This window comes from Pseudomonas sp. Tav-5-1A, assembly GCF_055755055.1.
Genome location: NZ_CM146901.1, coordinates 1006744 through 1024168, shown reverse-complemented (window position 1 = coordinate 1024168; position 17425 = coordinate 1006744). Strand labels below are relative to the sequence as shown.

Below are 17425 nucleotides of genomic sequence, written 5' to 3'. Positions count from 1 at the left end.
GGGATTGCCGCTTGCACGGCTTTGGAACCACAACGAAGTGACGAGTCAGCCAGAGGGAAAATTAATGAGAGGCGTTTCTGATAATGACGTAGGACGTTTCGCTAACGCGCTCCATGCCACAAACGGTTACACATCCGTGCTGAACCGCTTAGGTGGAACTACAGTCTCATCGGTTTGCCCACAAGGAGTCCCCCCATGCACACCCTCAGTCGCAGCGCCGCCTTCCTCCTCGGCGCCGGCCTGCTGGCCAGCCTTCCCGCGTTGGCCGACGAACCCCGCTACAACCAGGTTTCCCTGCGCGCCGAGGTCAGCCAGGAAGTGCCCCGCGACCTGATGCTGGTGACCCTGTACAGCGAGGAACAGAACGCCGACCCGGCCAAGCTCGCCGCCCAGGTCACCGAAGCTATGAACAAGGCGCTGGGCAAGGCCCGCGCAGTGAAGGAAGTGAAGATCAGCCAGGGCAGCCGCAACAGCTACCCCATCTACGACGACAAGGGCCAGAAGATCACCGGCTGGCGCGAGCGCGCCGAGCTGCGCCTGGAAAGCGCCGACTTCCCTGCGCTGTCGACCCTTACCGGGCAGCTGCTGCAGGACCTGAAGATGGGCGGCATGAGTTTCACCATTTCGCCCAAGGCCCGCACCCAGAGCGAAGACGCCCTGCTGAAGGACGCCGTGGCGGCGTTCAAGGCCCGTGCGCAACTGGCCACCGAGGCGCTGGGTGGCAAGGGTTACAAGGTGGTGAGCATGAACCTCAACAGCAGCGGCTATCAGCAGCCGTTCCCGCGCGCGGCGATGATGATGAAATCGGCCATGGCCGACTCGGCGCCCGCGCCTGAAGTGGAGGCCGGCACCAGCCAGGTGACCATGAGCGCCGACGGCGCCATTGAAGTGCAGATGCCGTAACACCGCCCGGCACAAATGATGAAGGTTTTGTGGGAGCTGGCTTGCCAGCGAGCTTTGGGGATTTAGAAGCTCGCTGGCAAGCCAGCTCCCACAAGTGTGTTCGGCGAGGTAATCTGCCAGGCACTCACTCCCCTAGAGGCTTTCATGGACAAATCCGCCTTCACCCCGCTGCTGCTCGCCGCCGCGCTGCTTGGCGCAGCGCCCCTGGCCCAGGCGGCCAGCACCCTGGTCTATTGCTCGGAAGCCAGCCCCGCCGGCTTCGACCCCAGCCAGTACACCAGCGGCACCGACTTCGATGCCTCGGCCGAAACCGTGTTCAACCGCCTGACCCAGTTCAAGCGCGGCGGCACCGAGGTGGAACCGGGCCTGGCCACCTCCTGGGACGTGTCCAAGGACGGCCTGGCGTACACCTTCCACCTGCGCGACGGGGTGAAGTTCCACACCACCGACTACTTCACGCCCACCCGCACCTTCGACGCCGATGACGTGCTGTTCACCTTCGAACGCCTGCTCAACCCCGAGCAGCCGTTCCGCAAGGCGTACCCGTCGGAGTCGCCGTATTTCAACGACATGGACCTGAACACCACCATCAAGTCCGTGACCAAGACCGACGACCACACCGTGGTGTTCACCCTCAACCACATCGACGCCGCGTTCGTGCAGAACCTGGCCATGAGCTTCGCCTCGATCCAGTCGGCCGAGTACGCCAACCAGTTGCTCAAGGAAGGCCGGCCCGCCGACATCAACCAGAAGCCCATCGGCACCGGCCCGTTCGTGTTCAAGCGCTACCAGAAGGACGCGCAGATCCGCTACGTGGGCAACAAGGACTACTGGAAGCCCGAGGATGTGAAGCTCGACAACCTGATCTTCTCCATCACCCCGGACGCCGCCGTGCGCCTGCAGAAGCTCAAGCGCAACGAGTGCCAGGTCAGCGGCTACCCGCGCCCCGAAGACATCGAAGTGGCCAAGCAGGACCCCGACCTGAAGGTGCAGAGCCAGCCCGGTTTCAACCTTGGCTTCCTCGCCTACAACGTCACCCATGCGCCGCTGGACCAGCTGAAAGTGCGCCAGGCGCTGGACATGGCCATCGACAAGCCGGCCATCATCAAGGCGGTGTACCAGAGCGCCGGCCAGCTGGCGCAGAACGCCCTGCCACCGGCGCAATGGTCCTACGACCCGACCATCAAGGACGCCCCCTATGACCCGGCCAAGGCGCGCCAGTTGCTGAAGGAAGCCGGGGTCAAGGAAGGCACCAGCATCAACCTCTGGGCCATGACCGTGCAGCGCGCGTCCAACCCCAACGCGCGCATGTCGGCGCAGATGATCCAGAACGACTGGGCCAAGGTAGGCATCAAGGCCAACATCGTCAGCTATGAATGGGGCGAGTACATCAAGCGCGCCAAGGCCGGCGAGCATGACGTGATGATCTACGGCTGGACCGGCGACAACGGCGACCCCGACAACTGGCTGGGCGTGCTGTACAGCTGCGCGGCGGTGAAGGGCAGCAACTACGCCAAGTGGTGCGACCCGGCCTACGACAAGCTGATCCAGCAGGCCAAGCTGAGCAGCAACCGCGACGAGCGCATCAAGCTGTACCAGCAGGCCCAGCACATCCTCAAGGCCCAGGTGCCGATCACCCCGATCGCCAACTCCACGGTGTTCCAACCCATGCGCAAGGAAGTGCAGGACTTCCGCATCAGCCCGTTCGGCCTCACGCCCTTCTACGGCGTAAGCCTCAAAACCCCGTAGCAGCGGCCAAAGGCCGCGTCCCAGACGCCACGTATCGCGGCGCGGCCTGACGCAGCCTGGCTGCAACTGCTACGCGGTGTTATTGAATGCACCAATATGGCGCACAAAGCTGACCAAATGATCAGCTTTAGTGCGCCTCGTGCACCATTTAAAACGTACGCAAACGTTCAAATGGATGGTTTTTTATATCCATGCGACATTCTTGTACGCGTGTTCCACACTTTGCCCTTTCGCTGGCGTCAAAGTATTGCTTTGGGTATGCCGCCTGCATAAGTATCGGCGGGTAGACCCACAAGGTCCCCTCAATCAAAAAACACAACAACTGAGGCCACCATGCTCAAACACGCGGTCATTCCGTTCCTGATCGGCGCCGGCATGCTTGCCAGCGCTCCTTTTGCCCTGGCAGCACCCACCAGCCTGGTGTTCTGCTCAGAAGGCAGCCCGGCGGGCTTCGACCCGGGCCAGTACACGACCGGCACTGACTTCGATGCCTCGGCCGAAACCATGTTCAACCGCCTGAGCCAGTTCGAGCGCGGCGGCACCGCCGTGGTGCCAGGCCTGGCCACCAGCTGGGACATCAGCCCCGACGGCCTGACCTACACCTTCCACCTGCGCGAAGGCGTCAAGTTCCACACCACCGACTACTTCAAGCCGACCCGCGAATTCAACGCCGACGACGTGGTGTTCACCTTCACGCGCATGCTCGACAAGGACATGCCGTTCCGCAAGGCCTACCCCACCGAGTTCCCGTACTTCACCGACATGGGGATGAACGACAACATCACCAAGGTGGAGAAAGTCGACGACCACACCGTCAAGTTCAGCCTGAAGACCGTGGACGCCGCGTTCATCCAGGACATGGCCATGAGCTTCGCCTCCATCCAGTCCGCCGAGTACGCCGCGCAGCTGCTCAAGGAAGGCAAGCCGCAGGACCTCAACCAGAAGCCGATCGGCACTGGCCCGTTCGTGTTCAGCAAGTACCAGAAAGACGCGCAGATCCGCTTCAAGGGCAACAAGGACTACTGGAAGCCTGAAGATGTGAAGGTCGACAACCTGATCTTCGCCATCACCACCGACGCTTCGGTGCGCATGCAGAAGCTGAAGAAGAACGAGTGCCAGATCACCGCCTACCCGCGCCCGGCCGACATCGAGCCGCTCAAGGCCGACCCGAACCTGAAGATGCCTGAGCAGGCCGGCTTCAACCTGGGCTACATCGCCTACAACGTGACCCACAAGCCGTTCGACAACCTCAAGTTCCGCCAGGCCCTGGACATGGCCGTGAACAAGCAGGAAATCATCAAGTCGGTTTACCTGGGTGCGGGCCAGCTGGCCGTCAACGCCATGCCGCCGACCCAGTGGTCCTATGACACCACCATCAAGGACCCAGCCTACGACCCGGCCAAGGCCAAGGCCCTGCTCAAGGAAGCCGGCATTCCCGAAGGCACCACCATCAACCTGTGGGCCATGCCCGTGCAGCGCCCCTACAACCCCAACGCCAAGCTGATGGCTGAAATGCTGCAGTCGGACTGGGGCAAGATCGGCATCAAGGCCAACATCGTCAGCTACGAGTGGGGCGAGTACATCAAGCGCGCCCACAACGGCGAGATGGACGCCATGTTGATCGGCTGGAGCGGTGACAACGGTGACCCGGACAACTGGCTGGGCACCCTGTTGGGCTGCGACGCCATCAACGGCAACAACTTCGGCAAATGGTGTGACGCCGACTTCGACAAGCTGGTCAAGGCCGCCAAGGCCACCTCTGACCAGGCCAAGCGCACCGAGCTGTACAAGCAGGCCCAGCATCGCGTGAAAGACCAGGTGCCGATCACCCCGATCGCCCACTCCACGGTCTACCAGCCGATGCGCAGCAGCGTGGTGGACTTCAAGATCAGCCCGTTCGGCCTGAACTCGTTCTACGGCGTGGGCATCGACGAAAGCAAGAAGTAAACACCCTGTGGGAGCCGGCTTGCCGGCGAGTTTTTGATGGCCCCGAAAAGCTCGCTGGCAAGCCAGCTCCCACAGCCTCAAGTCGGAAATCCCTGAAGACAACGATGACTGCATTTTCACGCAGGGCCTTCGTGCATTTCAGATTTTTCCTACAGGTCGCAGCGATTTCGCGCATTTACGGTCACGGCTCGCGCCCCTAGTTTCGAACCTCGGCCCGACTACCCCTCAGGCCGCCTCGATCCAGACAACAAGGAATAGACCGTCATGCGTCAACACCATCTGGTTGCATCCCTGCTGAGCCTGGGCCTTTTGGCCGAGGTGCCGCTCAGCCATGCCAACAACAAGAGCCTGGTGTTCTGCTCCGAAGGCAGCCCTGCTGGCTTCGACATCGCCCAGTTCACCGGTGGCACCGACAACGATGCCGCGGAACCGCTGTACAACCGCCTGACCGAATTCGAACGCGGCGGCACCGCCGTGATCCCTGGCCTGGCCACGCGCTGGGACGTGGCCGAGGATGGCCTGACCTACACCTTCCACCTGCGCGAAGGCGTGCGTTTCCACAGCAACAAGGCGTTCACCCCCAGCCGCGATTTCAACGCCGACGACGTGCTGTTCACCTTCCAGCGCATGCTCGACCGCGACCACCCGTTCACCCGCGCCTACCCCACCGAGTTCCTGTACTTCGTGTCGATGGGCCTGGACAAGAACCTGGTCAGCGTCACCAAGGCCGACCCCATGACCGTGGTGTTCAAGCTGCGCACGGTGGACGCTGCCTTCGTGCAGAACATCGCCATGAGCTTCGCCGCCATCCAGTCGGCCGAGTACGCCGAGCAGCTGCTGAAAGCCGGCAAGCCCAGCGACCTTAACCACAAGCCCATCGGCACCGGGCCCTTCGCGTTGCAGCGCTACCAGAAGGACTCGCAGATCCGCTACAAGGCGCACGAGCAGTACTGGGAGCCGAGCCAGGTGAAGGTCGACCAGCTGATCTACGCCATCAACGTCGACTCCTCGGTGCGCGTGCAGAAGCTGCGCAAGAACGAGTGCCAGGTCACCCTCAACCCACGCCCCGCCGACCTGGCCGCGCTGCGTGCCGACCCCAGGCTGAAAGTCATCGAGACCCCGGGCTACAACCTCGGCTACATCGGCTACAACGTGCAGCACCCGCCGTTCGACCAGCTCAAGGTGCGCCAGGCCATGGACATGGCGGTGAACAAGCAGGCGATCCTGCACGCGGTGTACCAGGAGGCCGGCCAGCTGGCGATGAACGCCATGCCGCCGACCCAGTGGTCCTACGACACCAGCATCAAGGACGCGCCGTACAACCCGGAAATGGCCCGCCAGCTGCTCAAGGAAGCCGGGGTCAAGGACGGCCACGAGATAACCCTGTGGGCCATGCCCGTACAGCGCCCCTACAACCCCAACGCCAAGCTGATGGCCGAGATGCTGCAGTCCGACTGGGCCAAGGTGGGCATCAAGGCGCGCATCGTCAGCTACGAGTGGGGCGAATACCTCAAGCGCACCAAGAACGGTGAGCACGACGTGGCCCTGATGGGCTGGACCGGCGACAACGGTGACCCCGACAACTGGCTGGGCACCCTGTACAGCTGCGGCGCCATCGGCAGCAACAACATCGCCATGTGGTGCGACCCGACCTTCGACGCTTTGGTGACCAAGGCCAAGACCCTCAACGACCGCGAGGCCCGCAGCGAGCTGTACCGCCAGGCCCAGCAGCGCCTCAAGCAGGAGGTGCCGATTACCCCGATCGCCCACTCCACGGTCAACCAGCCCATCAGCGCCAAGGTGCAGGACTTCAAGGTCAGCCCCTTTGGCCGCAATACCTTCAGCGGAGTGTCACTGGCCGACTGAGCCCCAGTGCAGGCAAACCGCGGCCAATTGAACGAGGCCAAACGTTTGCAAACACAGTTGTACCCAAAGTTGACCGAGCACCCGAATGTGCCCGGCATAAAAAAAAGAAAAAACCAAGGAGCTTCACCCATGAACATTACAAGAAAAACACTGCTGGCCCTGTCCATCGGCGGCCTGTCCGCCCTGGCCAATGCCGATGACGCCAGCCAGGCGTTCACCCCCACCACGCTCAAGGACAGCAGCGCCCAGGCCGACGCCAAGGGCTTTGTCGAGGACCAGAGCCTGTCGGGCTGGACGCGCAACTGGTACGCCCGCGAACAGTCCAAGCGCGGGCCGCTGTTCAGCCACGCCAAGAACGGCACCCGGGAGCCCATGAACAACCGCACCAACTGGCTGCAGAGCACCACGGTCGACTACACCTCGGGCTTCACCCAGGGCACGGTCGGCTTCGGCGTGGAAGCGGCGCTGTACAACGTGGTGGCGCTGGAGCGCGGCAGCGCGCGCAATGGCGGCTCGAACAACCGCACCCTGGCCGACAGCGACGGCGACACCATCGGCCAATGGAGCAAGCTGGGCCTGGGCAACGTCAAGGCGCGGGTGTCCAACACCACCCTGACCCTGGGCCGCCAGGCCATGGACACGCCCATGGTCGCCACCATCGGCAACCGTGCCCTGCCCTCCAGCTTCGAAGGCGTGAGCATCGACAGCAAGGAGTTCAACAACCTGTCGTTCCAGGCCGGCACCTTCGACCGCGTGTCGCCACGTACCGAGCAGAGCCTGAGCAAGTTCCGCAGCGAGTACAGCGCCACCGGCGTGGAAACCGACCGGGTGACCACCGCGGGCGTCAACTACCAGCCGTTCGAAAGCGTCACCACCACGCTGTTCGCCACCCAGGTCGAAGACTTCTGGAACCAGTACTACTTCGGCGGCACCCACGTGCTGGGTGACAGCGCCGTGGTCAGCCTGACCACTGGCCTGAACTACTACAAGACCCGCGACACCGGCGCCCGCAAGATGGGCGAGATCGACAACCAGGCCGGCAGCCTGTCGCTGACCGCCACCCACCAGGCCCACAGCCTGACCTTCGCCTACCAGCAGATCAACGGCAACGAGTACTTCGACTACCTGCACGAAACCAACGGCATCTTCCTGGCCAACTCCCTGCTGTCGGACTTCAACGGCCCGAACGAGAAATCCTTCCAGGTGGCCTATGGCCTGAACATGGCCCAGTACGGCGTGCCGGGGCTCAAGTTCAACGTCTACAGCGCCCGCGGCTGGGGCATCGACGGCACCCACTACACCGGCACCGCCTATGACGTGAAGAACATGGACGGCGAACACCACTATGAATACGGCGTGGGCACCTCCTACGTGATTCAGAGTGGCGCCCTGAAAGACACCAGCGTGCGGGCGACCTACACCGCCCACCGCGCCAGTGCCAACCAGGCTGATGGCAGCCTGGACGAACTGCGGATCGTTACCACGATTCCGTTCAACATCCTGTAACCGACCTGGCCTGCGCGCGGTGCGATCCACCGCCGCAGGCTAATCTGGCTATTGATCACAGAGGGACTACATGAAAGCGCTACCCCTTCGAGCCGCAATCGCGGCAGCACTGTTCAGCGTTGCCGTCGGCATTTCCGCCAAGCCCCTGGTGGTCTGTACCGAGGCCAGCCCGGAAGGGTTCGACATCGTCCAGTACACGGCGGCCACCACGGCCGACGCGTCAGCGGAAACCCTCTTCAACCGCCTGGCCAGCTTCAAGCCCGGCACCACCGACGTCGAGCCCGACCTGGCGCAGAGCTGGGACATCAGCGCCGACGGCAAGACCTACACCTTTCACCTGCGCCACGGCGTGAAGTTCCAGACCACCGACTACTTCAAGCCAACCCGCGAATTCAACGCCGATGACGTGCTATGGAGCTTCGAGCGCCAGCTCGACCCCAAGCATCCCTGGCACGACAAGGCGCCCATGGGCTTCCCCTACTTCGAAGCCATGGGCATGAAAGACCTGATCGACAGCATCGACAAGGTTGACGACTACACTGTTCGTTTCAACCTCAAGCGTCCCGAGTCACCTTTCCTGCGGGACATGGCCATGGGCTTCGCGTCGATCTACTCCGCCGAATACGGCGACCAGCTGCTGAAGGCCGGCAAGACCGGCGACATCAACAGCAAGCCCATCGGCACCGGGCCGTTCATCCTCACGCGCTACAACAAGGATGCGATGATCCGCTACAAGGCCAACCCCGACTATTACAAGGGCGTGCCCCCCAGCGAAGCGCTGGTGTTTGCCATCACCACCGACAGCAACGTGCGCCTGCAGAAACTGCGCGCCAACGAATGCCAGATCGCGGTGTACCCCAAGCCTGACGACATCCCCGGTATGAAGGCCGACCCCAACCTGCGGGTGGACGAGATGGAAGCGCTGATGACCAGCTACGTGGCCATCAACACCTCGCACAAATACCTGGGCGACATTCGCGTGCGCCAGGCCATCGCCATGGCCCTGGACAAACCCACCCTGGTCAAGACCCTGTTCGGCGAGGGCAACGCCACCCCCGGCACCGGCCCCTACCCGCCGACCCTGCTGGGCTTCGACAAGAGCATCAGCGACCTGCCCCACGACCTGGACAAGGCCCGCGCCCTGCTCAAGGAAGCCGGTGTGCCGCCAGGCACCCGTTTCACTGTGTTCGCCCGCAACGGCGGCGGCCCCACCAACCCCAACCCGACCCTGGCGGCCCAGTTATTGCAGGCAGACCTTGCCAAGATCGGCCTCAACCTCGATATTCGTGTGTTCGAATGGGGGGAAATGGTCAAGCGTGTCAAACAGGGCGAACATGACCTGGCGTTCTACGGCTGGGCCGGCGACAACGGCGACCCAGACAACTTCCTCAGCCCCAACCTGAGCTGCGACGCAGCCACAAGCGGCGAGAACGCCGCGCGCTGGTGCAACAAGGAGTTCGACGGGTTCCTCGCCAAGGCACGTGCCAGCAGCGACCCGGCCGAGCGCGAGCAGGCCTACAAGCAGGCCCAGGCTATTTTTGCCAAGGACATTCCCTGGCTGAGCCTGGCCTACCCACGCTTGTTTACCGCCGTGCGCAAGAACGTCGAGGGTTATCACATTAGCCCCCTGACCAATAACAACTTCGCTACCACCCTGGTGAAGTAACAAGAAGAACGCCCGCCCGCACCCCAAACGGGTAGTGGGCGGGAACTGCCTAACCGGCTGACGAGGTACAACTCAAGATGTTTAGTTTTATAGCCCGCCGCGTGGGGTTGTTGATCCCCACCTTCTTCGGCATCACGTTGCTGACATTCGCACTGATACGCCTGATACCGGGCGACCCCGTGGAAGTGATGATGGGCGAACGGCGCGTCGACCCTGAAATGCATGCCCAGGCGATGGAGCGCCTGGGCCTGAACAAACCCCTCTATGCCCAGTACCTGGACTACATCGGCAACCTGGCGCATGGCAACCTGGGCGAATCGCTGCGTACCCGCGAAAGCGTCTGGCACGAATTCCTGCAACTGTTCCCTGCCACCCTGGAGCTGTCGATCGCCGCGCTGATCTTCGCCGGCATCCTCGGGCTGCTGGCGGGGGTGATCGCCGCGCTCAAGCGCGGGTCACTGTTCGACCATGGGGTGATGGGCATCTCCCTGGCCGGCTACTCCATGCCCATCTTCTGGTGGGGCCTGATTCTCATCATGTTCTTCTCGGTGAGCCTGGGCTGGACGCCGGTGTCCGGGCGCATCGACCTGCTGTATGACATCGAGCCCAAGACCGGCTTCATGCTCATCGACACCCTGCTCAGCGACGAGCCGGGCTCGTTCGTCGACGCCCTGCGCCACCTGATCCTGCCGGCCATCGTGCTGGGCACCATCCCGCTGGCGGTGATCGCGCGCATGACCCGTTCGTCCATGCTTGAAGTGCTGCGCGAGGACTACGTGCGCACCGCCCGCGCCAAGGGCCTGTCGCCCGCCCGCGTGGTGTTCGTGCACGGCCTGCGCAACGCGCTGATCCCGGTGCTGACCGTGTTCGGCCTGCAAGTGGGTACCCTGCTGGCCGGCGCCGTGCTGACCGAGACCATCTTCTCGTGGCCGGGCATCGGCAAGTGGCTGATCGAAGCCATCGGCGCCCGCGACTACCCGGTGGTGCAGAACGGCATCCTGTTGATCGCCTGCCTGGTGATCCTGGTCAACTTCGTCGTGGATATCCTCTACGGCCTGGCCAACCCACGCATCCGTCACCAGCGCTGAGGCCCGGACAATGACTACTGAAAACACCGCGGTCACCGTTGACCAAAGCCTGCTGTACCCCTCGCCCTACAAAGAGTTCTGGCAGGCGTTCGCCAAGAACAAGGGCGCCGTCGCCGGCCTGGCGTTCATGCTGCTGATCATCTTCTGCGCGATCTTCGCGCCGTGGGTGGCGCCCCATGACCCCAGTGAGCAGTTCCGCGACGCGCTGCTGACCCCGCCCGTGTGGCTGGCCGGCGGCCAATGGCAATACCTGCTGGGCACCGACGAGCTGGGCCGTGACCTGCTGTCGCGGCTGATCCACGGCTCGCGCCTGTCGCTGCTGATCGGCCTGTCGTCGGTGGTGATGTCGCTGATCCCGGGCATCATCATGGGCCTGCTGGCCGGCTTCTTCCCGCGCATCATGGGCCCCACCATCATGCGCCTGATGGACGTGATGCTGGCCCTGCCCTCGCTGCTGCTGGCCGTGGCCATCGTCGCCATCCTCGGCCCTGGCCTGATCAACACCGTGATCGCCATTGCCGTGGTCTCGCTGCCTTCGTACGTGCGCCTGACCCGCGCCGCGGTGATGGGCGAGTTGAACCGCGACTACGTCACCGCCGCGCGCCTGGCCGGTGCCGGCCTGCTGCGCCTGATGTTCGTCACCGTGCTGCCCAACTGCATGGCGCCGCTGATCGTGCAGGCCACCCTGAGCTTCAGCTCGGCCATCCTCGACGCCGCGGCGCTGGGCTTCCTGGGCCTGGGCGTACAGCCGCCGACCCCCGAGTGGGGCACCATGCTGGCCTCGGCCCGCGACTACATCGAACGTGCCTGGTGGGTGGTGAGCCTGCCTGGCCTGACCATTTTGCTCAGCGTGCTGGCAATCAACCTGATGGGCGACGGGCTGCGCGATGCGCTGGACCCCAAACTCAAGAATGCCGCCTGAGGAAACGACCATGTCACTGTTGCATATCAAGAATCTGAACGTGCGCTTTGGCGATGCCAAGGCCGTGCCGGTGGTCGATGGCCTCGACCTGTCGGTGGACAAGGGTGAAGTGTTGGCGATCGTCGGCGAATCGGGCTCGGGCAAATCCGTGACCATGATGGCGCTGATGGGCCTGATCGATCACCCGGGCATCATCACCGCCGACGCGCTGAACTTCGACGGCCGCGACATGCTCAAGCTCAGCGCGCGCCAACGCCGGCAGGTGGTGGGCAAGGACCTGGCAATGATCTTCCAGGACCCCATGACCGCGCTGAACCCCAGCTACACCGTGGGCTTCCAGATCCAGGAAGTGCTCCGCCAGCACCTGGGCATGAACAACAAGCAGGCGCGCCAGCGTGCCCTTGAACTGCTGAAGAAGGTCGAGATCCCTGGCGCCGAAAGCCGCCTGGACGCCTACCCGCACCAGCTGTCCGGCGGCATGAGCCAGCGCGTGGCCATTGCCATGGCCATCGCCGGCGAGCCGAAACTGCTGATCGCCGACGAACCCACCACGGCCCTGGACGTGACCATCCAGGCGCAGATCATGGAGCTGCTGCTGAACCTGCAGAAAGAGCAGAACATGGCGCTGATCCTGATTACCCACGACCTCGCCGTGGTGGCCGAAACCGCCCAGCGCGTGTGCGTGATGTACGCAGGCCAGGCTGTGGAAGTAGGCCAGGTGCCACAGCTGTTCGACATTCCCGCGCACCCCTACAGCGAAGCGCTGCTGGCGGCCATTCCCGAGCACAGCGAAGGCGCCGAGCGCCTGGCCACCCTGCCCGGCATCGTCCCCGGCCGCTATGACCGCCCGCAGGGCTGCCTGCTGTCGCCGCGCTGCCCCTACGCCCAGGACAACTGCCGCAGCCAGCGCCCGGCGCTGGACCCCAAGGCCCATAGCCTGGCCCGTTGCTTCTACCCGCTGAACCAGGAGGTGGCTTGATGGCCGTCGTACTTACTGCCCGCGACCTCACCCGTCACTACGAAGTCTCCCGCGGCCTGTTCAAGGGCCATGCCCTGGTGCGCGCCCTCAACGGCGTGTCGTTCGAGCTTGAAGCCGGCAAGACCCTGGCCGTGGTCGGCGAGTCGGGCTGTGGCAAGTCCACCCTGGCCCGCGCGCTGACGCTGATCGAAGAGCCCTCGTCCGGCTCGCTGAAAATCGCCGGCCAGGAGGTGCATGGCGCCAGCAAGGCCGAGCGCAAGCAACTGCGCAAGGACGTGCAGATGGTGTTCCAGAGCCCGTATGCCTCGCTGAACCCGCGGCAGAAAATCGGCGACCAGCTGGGCGAACCGCTGCTGATCAACACCAGCCTGAGCAAGGCCGAGCGCCGCGAGAAAGTGCAGGCGATGATGCAGCAGGTGGGCCTGCGCCCCGAGCATTACCAGCGCTACCCGCACATGTTCTCCGGTGGCCAGCGCCAGCGTATCGCCCTGGCCCGCGCCATGATGCTGCAACCCAAGGTGCTGGTGGCGGACGAGCCGACCTCGGCGCTGGACGTGTCGATCCAGGCACAGGTGCTGAACCTGTTCATGGACCTGCAGCAGCAGTTCAACACCGCCTACGTGTTCATCTCGCACAACCTGGCGGTGGTGCGCCACGTGGCCGATGACGTGCTGGTGATGTACCTGGGCCGCCCGGCGGAAATGGGCCCCAAGGAGGACATCTACAAGCGCCCGCTGCACCCCTACACCCAGGCGCTGCTGTCGGCCACCCCGACCATCAAGCCGGACCCGGCCAAGCCGAAGATCAAGATCGTCGGCGAGCTGCCCAACCCGCTGAACCCGCCGTCGGGCTGCGCCTTCCACAAGCGCTGCCCGTACGCCACCGAGCGCTGCGCCATGGAAATACCGGAGCTGCGCCAGGTTGATACCCGCCAGGTGGCCTGCCACTATGCGGAGCAGTTCCTGAACTGATGCCATGACGCGGCCTGCGGCCGCTGCTACGGGTTCGTAGCAGTGGCCGCAGGCCGCGTCCGCATCCACCACCGGTGCCTGCATGCCAACCGACACCCTCACCACCGTCACCCGCTACCACCTGTGCTGGAAGCACCGCGACCTGGACGGCGTCATGGCGCTGTACCACCCGGCTATCCAGTACCACGATTTCTTCCAGAACCGCACCCTGGCCCTGGCCGAGCTGCGCGACTACGTGCAGGCGAACATGCCGCGCAACGCCGACGAGGCGCTGGAACACAGCGACCGCATCCGCGTGGACGGCGACACCGCCTTCATCCAGTACACCCTGACCCTGCGCGGCGGCGCCCAACTGGTGTCGTTCCACGCCAGTGAAGCCATCACCGTGCGCGACGGGCTGATCTGGCGCATCAACGAATACGCCGCCCTGGTGCGCGAACCCACGGCCGACGCACCACGCCCGGCCACCTCGCGCCTGGGCCTGTCCCCCCGCCAGCTGGGCATCATGGCCGACGACCTGCAGCAGTACTTCGACCAGCGCCAGCCCTACCTGGACCCCGAGCTGGACCTGCAAAAAGTGGCCCGCGTGTGCGGCTACAGCCGCAACCAGATGTCCTACCTGCTCAACCAGGTGCTGGGCCAGACCTTCTACGCCTACGTCAACCAGGCGCGCCTCAAGCACCTGCTGCAGGCCCTGGAAACCAACCCCGAGGCGCGCATCGACGCCCTGGCCTTTGCCGCGGGGTTCAACTCGCTGTCGGCGTTCTACAAGTGTTTCCGCCAGCACACCGGGCTGTCGCCCACCGCCTACATGAAACAACGCAAGCTTGTTACATCGCCTGCCTGTGTGGGAGCTGGCTTGCCAGCGAGCTTTTAGGGCCCCAACATCTCGCTGGCAAGCCAGCTCCCACAAGGGGGTGATGTGCCATCTGCCGCCAGGTGGCTTATGCTGTACCCGCCCCCACCCGCAAGGCTTGCCCTGATGCTGCGTTCCCTGATTGCCACCTTGCTGCTCGCCACCGGCGCCACCCAGGCGGCCGAGACGGTCAAGATCTACAACTGGTCCGAATACATTGCCCCCGACACCCTCAAGCAGTTCCAGGCCAAGACCGGCATCGTGCCCAGCTACGCGGTGTATGACAGCAACGAGTTGCTGAACAGCAAACTGATGGCGCGCAACTCCGGCTACGACGTGGTGTTCCCCTCCACCCACTTCATGGCCCGCCAGGTACAGGCCAACGCGCTGATGGAACTGGACCGCAGCAAGCTGCCCAACTGGGACAACCTCAACCCGGTGCTGCTCAAGGTGCTGGAGGTCAACGACCCCGGCAACCGCCACGGCTTCCCGTACCTGTGGGGCACCACCGGCATCGGCTACAACATCGACAAGGTCAAGGCCGCCCTGGGCGACAACGCGCCCACCGACTCCTGGGACCTGATCTTCAAGCCGCAGAACCTCGACAAGCTCAAGGCCTGCGGCGTGGCCTTCGTCGATAGCGGCCCGGAACTGCTGCCCATCACCCTCAACTACCTGGGCCTGCCACCCCACAGCCGCAAGCCCGAGGACTACGCCAAGGCCGAGGCCGCGCTGCTGAAAATCCGCCCCGACGTGGCGTACTTCGACACCGCGAAATACATGGCCGACCTGGCCAGCGGCAAGGTCTGCGTGGTGGTGGGCTATTCCGGCGACGTGCTGCAGGCCGCCACCCAGGCCAAGGCGGCGAAAAACGGCGTGAACATCGGCTACTCGGTGCCCCGCGAAGGCGCGCCGCTGTGGTTCGACATGGTCGCCATGCCCGCCGACGCCCCCGACCCCAAGGCCGCCTACGCCTTCATGAACTACCTGCTGGAGCCCAAGGTCATCGCCGGCATCAGCAACTACGTGCACTACGCCAACGGCAATGAAAAGGCCGATGCCCTGATCGACCCGGTGTTGCGGGGGGATAACAAGGTGTACCCGGACGAGGACATCATGAGCAAGTTGTTCCCGTTGGAGGCGATGCCGGCGGATATCGATGTGATTCGGACGAAAGTAATGACAAAGGTGATCGCGGGGGGCTAAAGCCCCCACCCACAAACCGCGCCCGAGCCTGTGATCTGGCCCTTGATCTGGCTCTGGCTCTGGCTCTGGCTCTGGCTCTGGCTCTTGATCTTGATCTTGATCTTGATCTTGATCTTGATCTGGCTTTTGACGTTGATCTTGGCCCCGTAAAGCGCCAGGGCCGACTGGAGGCGTCGATCAAGCGGTCCACGGCGTAGCCGTGGAAGACGGAACCGGAGGCGCTTCTATTCCGGGCCGTCGTCCGCTTGAGCGACGCCGGAGGGAGGGGACCCGTAGCGCAGCGGAGGGCCCAAGCAGGGGCGAGCCCTTTTTGGTGACTTTTTGGGGCGACTGCCAAAAAGTTACTCGCCGTAAGGGCGAAACGGTCGGTGGTCGCACCACGAAAATGGATATGTTCGAAATCGCCGAAGCGGGATACAGAATCGGTGAATATATCCATTTTCGCGGGGATACCACCGACCGTTTCGGCCTTACGCCGACTCACTTTTTGTCAAACGCCCGGTGTGCCGGCCCAGACAAAAAATAAGCAAAAAAGGCTTGCCCCTGCTTGGGCCCTCCGCTGCGCTACGGGTCCCCTCCTTCCGGCGTCGCTCAACGGGCAGACGGCACCCGCTATAGAAGCCTGCGGGTTACCGTCTCTTCGGCCTTCGGCCTCGGCCCTTCGGGCAGCCCGTTGATCGACGCCTCCAGTCGGCCCGGGCGCTTTACGGGGCATACAATCAAGATCAAAAACAACATCAAAAGCCAGATCAAAAGCCAGATCACACGCGACCGCAACGGCGCCGGGTTCAACTTCGTAGCTGCGCGATCACCTCCAGGCAATACCCCACCGCCGGCGACACATCCCCCACCCTGCGGCTAAGAATAATCGGCGAGGTCGCATTGGCCTCCGCCAACGGGCTATAGCCAATATCATCCCGATGCAGAATCTGCACCGACTCCGGCACCAGGGTGATGCCAATCCCCGCCCCCACCAGGCCGATGGCCGTCTGCAGTTCGTTGGTCCACTGCGCCACCTTGATGCCCAGGCCGTGCGCCGCGAACAGCGCCAGCACGTGGTCGGCATAACTGGGCCGCGGGTTGCCGGGGTACAGCACGAACGGCTCGCGCGCCAGCTGGGCCAGGGTGGCGGTGTGGCCCAACAGCGGGTGGCCGGTGGGCAGCACGGCGATCAGCCGGTCTTCGCGCAGCACGGTCTGGGTAATGGCCGGGTCGTCGATGTGAATGCGGCCGAAGCCGACGTCAATGCGCCCGGCCTTCAGGGCCTCCACCTGCTGCACCGTGGTCATCTCCGACAGGCCCAGCTCCAGTTCGATCGCGGCGTCTTCGCTGCGCAGGCGGCGGATCATCTCCGGCAGCACGCCGTACAACGTCGACGGCGCAAAGCCGATGCCCATCCAGGTCTTCTGGCCCAGGCCGATGCGCCGGGTGTTTTCACACAGGGTATCAAGCTGGTGCAGCAGCGCGCTGCTGTGTTCGAAGAAGTACCGCCCCGCCTCGGTCAGCCGCAGCGGCCGGGCGCGCTCGATCAGGCTGACGCCCAACTCGTCCTCCAGCTGCTGGATCTGCCGGCTCAGCGGCGGCTGGGCGATGTGCAGGCGCTCGGCGGCGCGGGTGAAGTTCAGGGTCTGGGCCAGCACCTGAAAATAGCGGAGATGCCTGAATTCCACGGCTTACCTCATCAGTGACAATACCCAACAGGTATCAGACCAGACCAATTCTATATTGGATTGCAAGAAAACGCCGTATCACTATCGGGTCAGACA

General features: G+C 63.8%; 13 protein-coding genes. 12 read left to right on the top strand and 1 reads right to left on the bottom strand.

Annotation, left to right across the window (positions count from 1 at the left end):
• Nucleotides 1-195 precede the first annotated feature (195 nt).
• From AC0J42_RS04670 to AC0J42_RS04615, 12 genes are all read left to right on the top strand, one after another.
• Nucleotides 196-903, top strand: coding sequence for an SIMPL domain-containing protein (locus AC0J42_RS04670; RefSeq protein ID WP_473005378.1), 708 nt, complete (start codon nucleotides 196-198; stop codon nucleotides 901-903).
• A 144-nt stretch (nucleotides 904-1047) separates the two neighbouring features.
• Nucleotides 1048-2652 (top strand): ABC transporter substrate-binding protein, encoded by a 1605-nt coding sequence (locus tag AC0J42_RS04665; RefSeq protein WP_473005377.1) that lies wholly within the window; start codon nucleotides 1048-1050, stop codon nucleotides 2650-2652.
• A 333-nt stretch (nucleotides 2653-2985) separates the two neighbouring features.
• Nucleotides 2986-4599, top strand: a complete 1614-nt coding sequence (locus AC0J42_RS04660) for an ABC transporter substrate-binding protein (protein ID WP_473005376.1) — start codon at nucleotides 2986-2988, stop codon at nucleotides 4597-4599.
• A gap of 264 nt (nucleotides 4600-4863) precedes the next feature.
• Nucleotides 4864-6465: an ABC transporter substrate-binding protein gene (locus AC0J42_RS04655; RefSeq protein WP_473005375.1), complete on the top strand. Its 1602-nt coding sequence runs from the start codon at nucleotides 4864-4866 to the stop codon at nucleotides 6463-6465.
• A gap of 129 nt (nucleotides 6466-6594) precedes the next feature.
• A complete protein-coding gene (locus AC0J42_RS04650; protein ID WP_416422478.1) occupies nucleotides 6595-7971 on the top strand; it encodes an OprD family porin in 1377 nt (458 codons plus the stop codon).
• A 70-nt stretch (nucleotides 7972-8041) separates the two neighbouring features.
• Complete coding sequence (locus tag AC0J42_RS04645; RefSeq protein WP_473005373.1) at nucleotides 8042-9637, top strand: ABC transporter substrate-binding protein; 1596 nt, start codon at nucleotides 8042-8044, stop codon at nucleotides 9635-9637.
• Nucleotides 9638-9714: 77 nt separating this feature from the next.
• Nucleotides 9715-10725: an ABC transporter permease subunit gene (locus AC0J42_RS04640; protein WP_416422476.1), complete on the top strand. Its 1011-nt coding sequence runs from the start codon at nucleotides 9715-9717 to the stop codon at nucleotides 10723-10725.
• A 10-nt stretch (nucleotides 10726-10735) separates the two neighbouring features.
• Complete coding sequence (locus AC0J42_RS04635) at nucleotides 10736-11647, top strand: ABC transporter permease subunit (protein ID WP_416422475.1); 912 nt, start codon at nucleotides 10736-10738, stop codon at nucleotides 11645-11647.
• Nucleotides 11648-11657: 10 nt separating this feature from the next.
• A complete protein-coding gene (locus tag AC0J42_RS04630) occupies nucleotides 11658-12626 on the top strand; it encodes an ABC transporter ATP-binding protein (RefSeq protein ID WP_473005372.1) in 969 nt (322 codons plus the stop codon).
• A complete protein-coding gene (locus tag AC0J42_RS04625) occupies nucleotides 12626-13597 on the top strand; it encodes a peptide ABC transporter ATP-binding protein (protein WP_416422473.1) in 972 nt (323 codons plus the stop codon). Before AC0J42_RS04630 ends, AC0J42_RS04625 begins: the two co-directional genes overlap by 1 nt.
• Nucleotides 13598-13679: 82 nt before the next feature.
• Nucleotides 13680-14474, top strand: a complete 795-nt coding sequence (locus AC0J42_RS04620; RefSeq protein WP_473005371.1) for an AraC family transcriptional regulator — start codon at nucleotides 13680-13682, stop codon at nucleotides 14472-14474.
• Between the two features lie 105 nt (nucleotides 14475-14579).
• The gene (locus AC0J42_RS04615) at nucleotides 14580-15659 is read left to right on the top strand and encodes a polyamine ABC transporter substrate-binding protein (RefSeq protein WP_473005370.1); all 1080 of its coding nucleotides are present in this window, start codon (nucleotides 14580-14582) and stop codon (nucleotides 15657-15659) included.
• Nucleotides 15660-16447: 788 nt separating this feature from the next.
• Here the strand turns inward: AC0J42_RS04615 and AC0J42_RS04610 are convergent.
• Complete coding sequence (locus AC0J42_RS04610) at nucleotides 16448-17329, bottom strand: LysR family transcriptional regulator (RefSeq protein WP_473005369.1); 882 nt, start codon at nucleotides 17327-17329, stop codon at nucleotides 16448-16450.
• Nucleotides 17330-17425 lie beyond the last annotated feature (96 nt).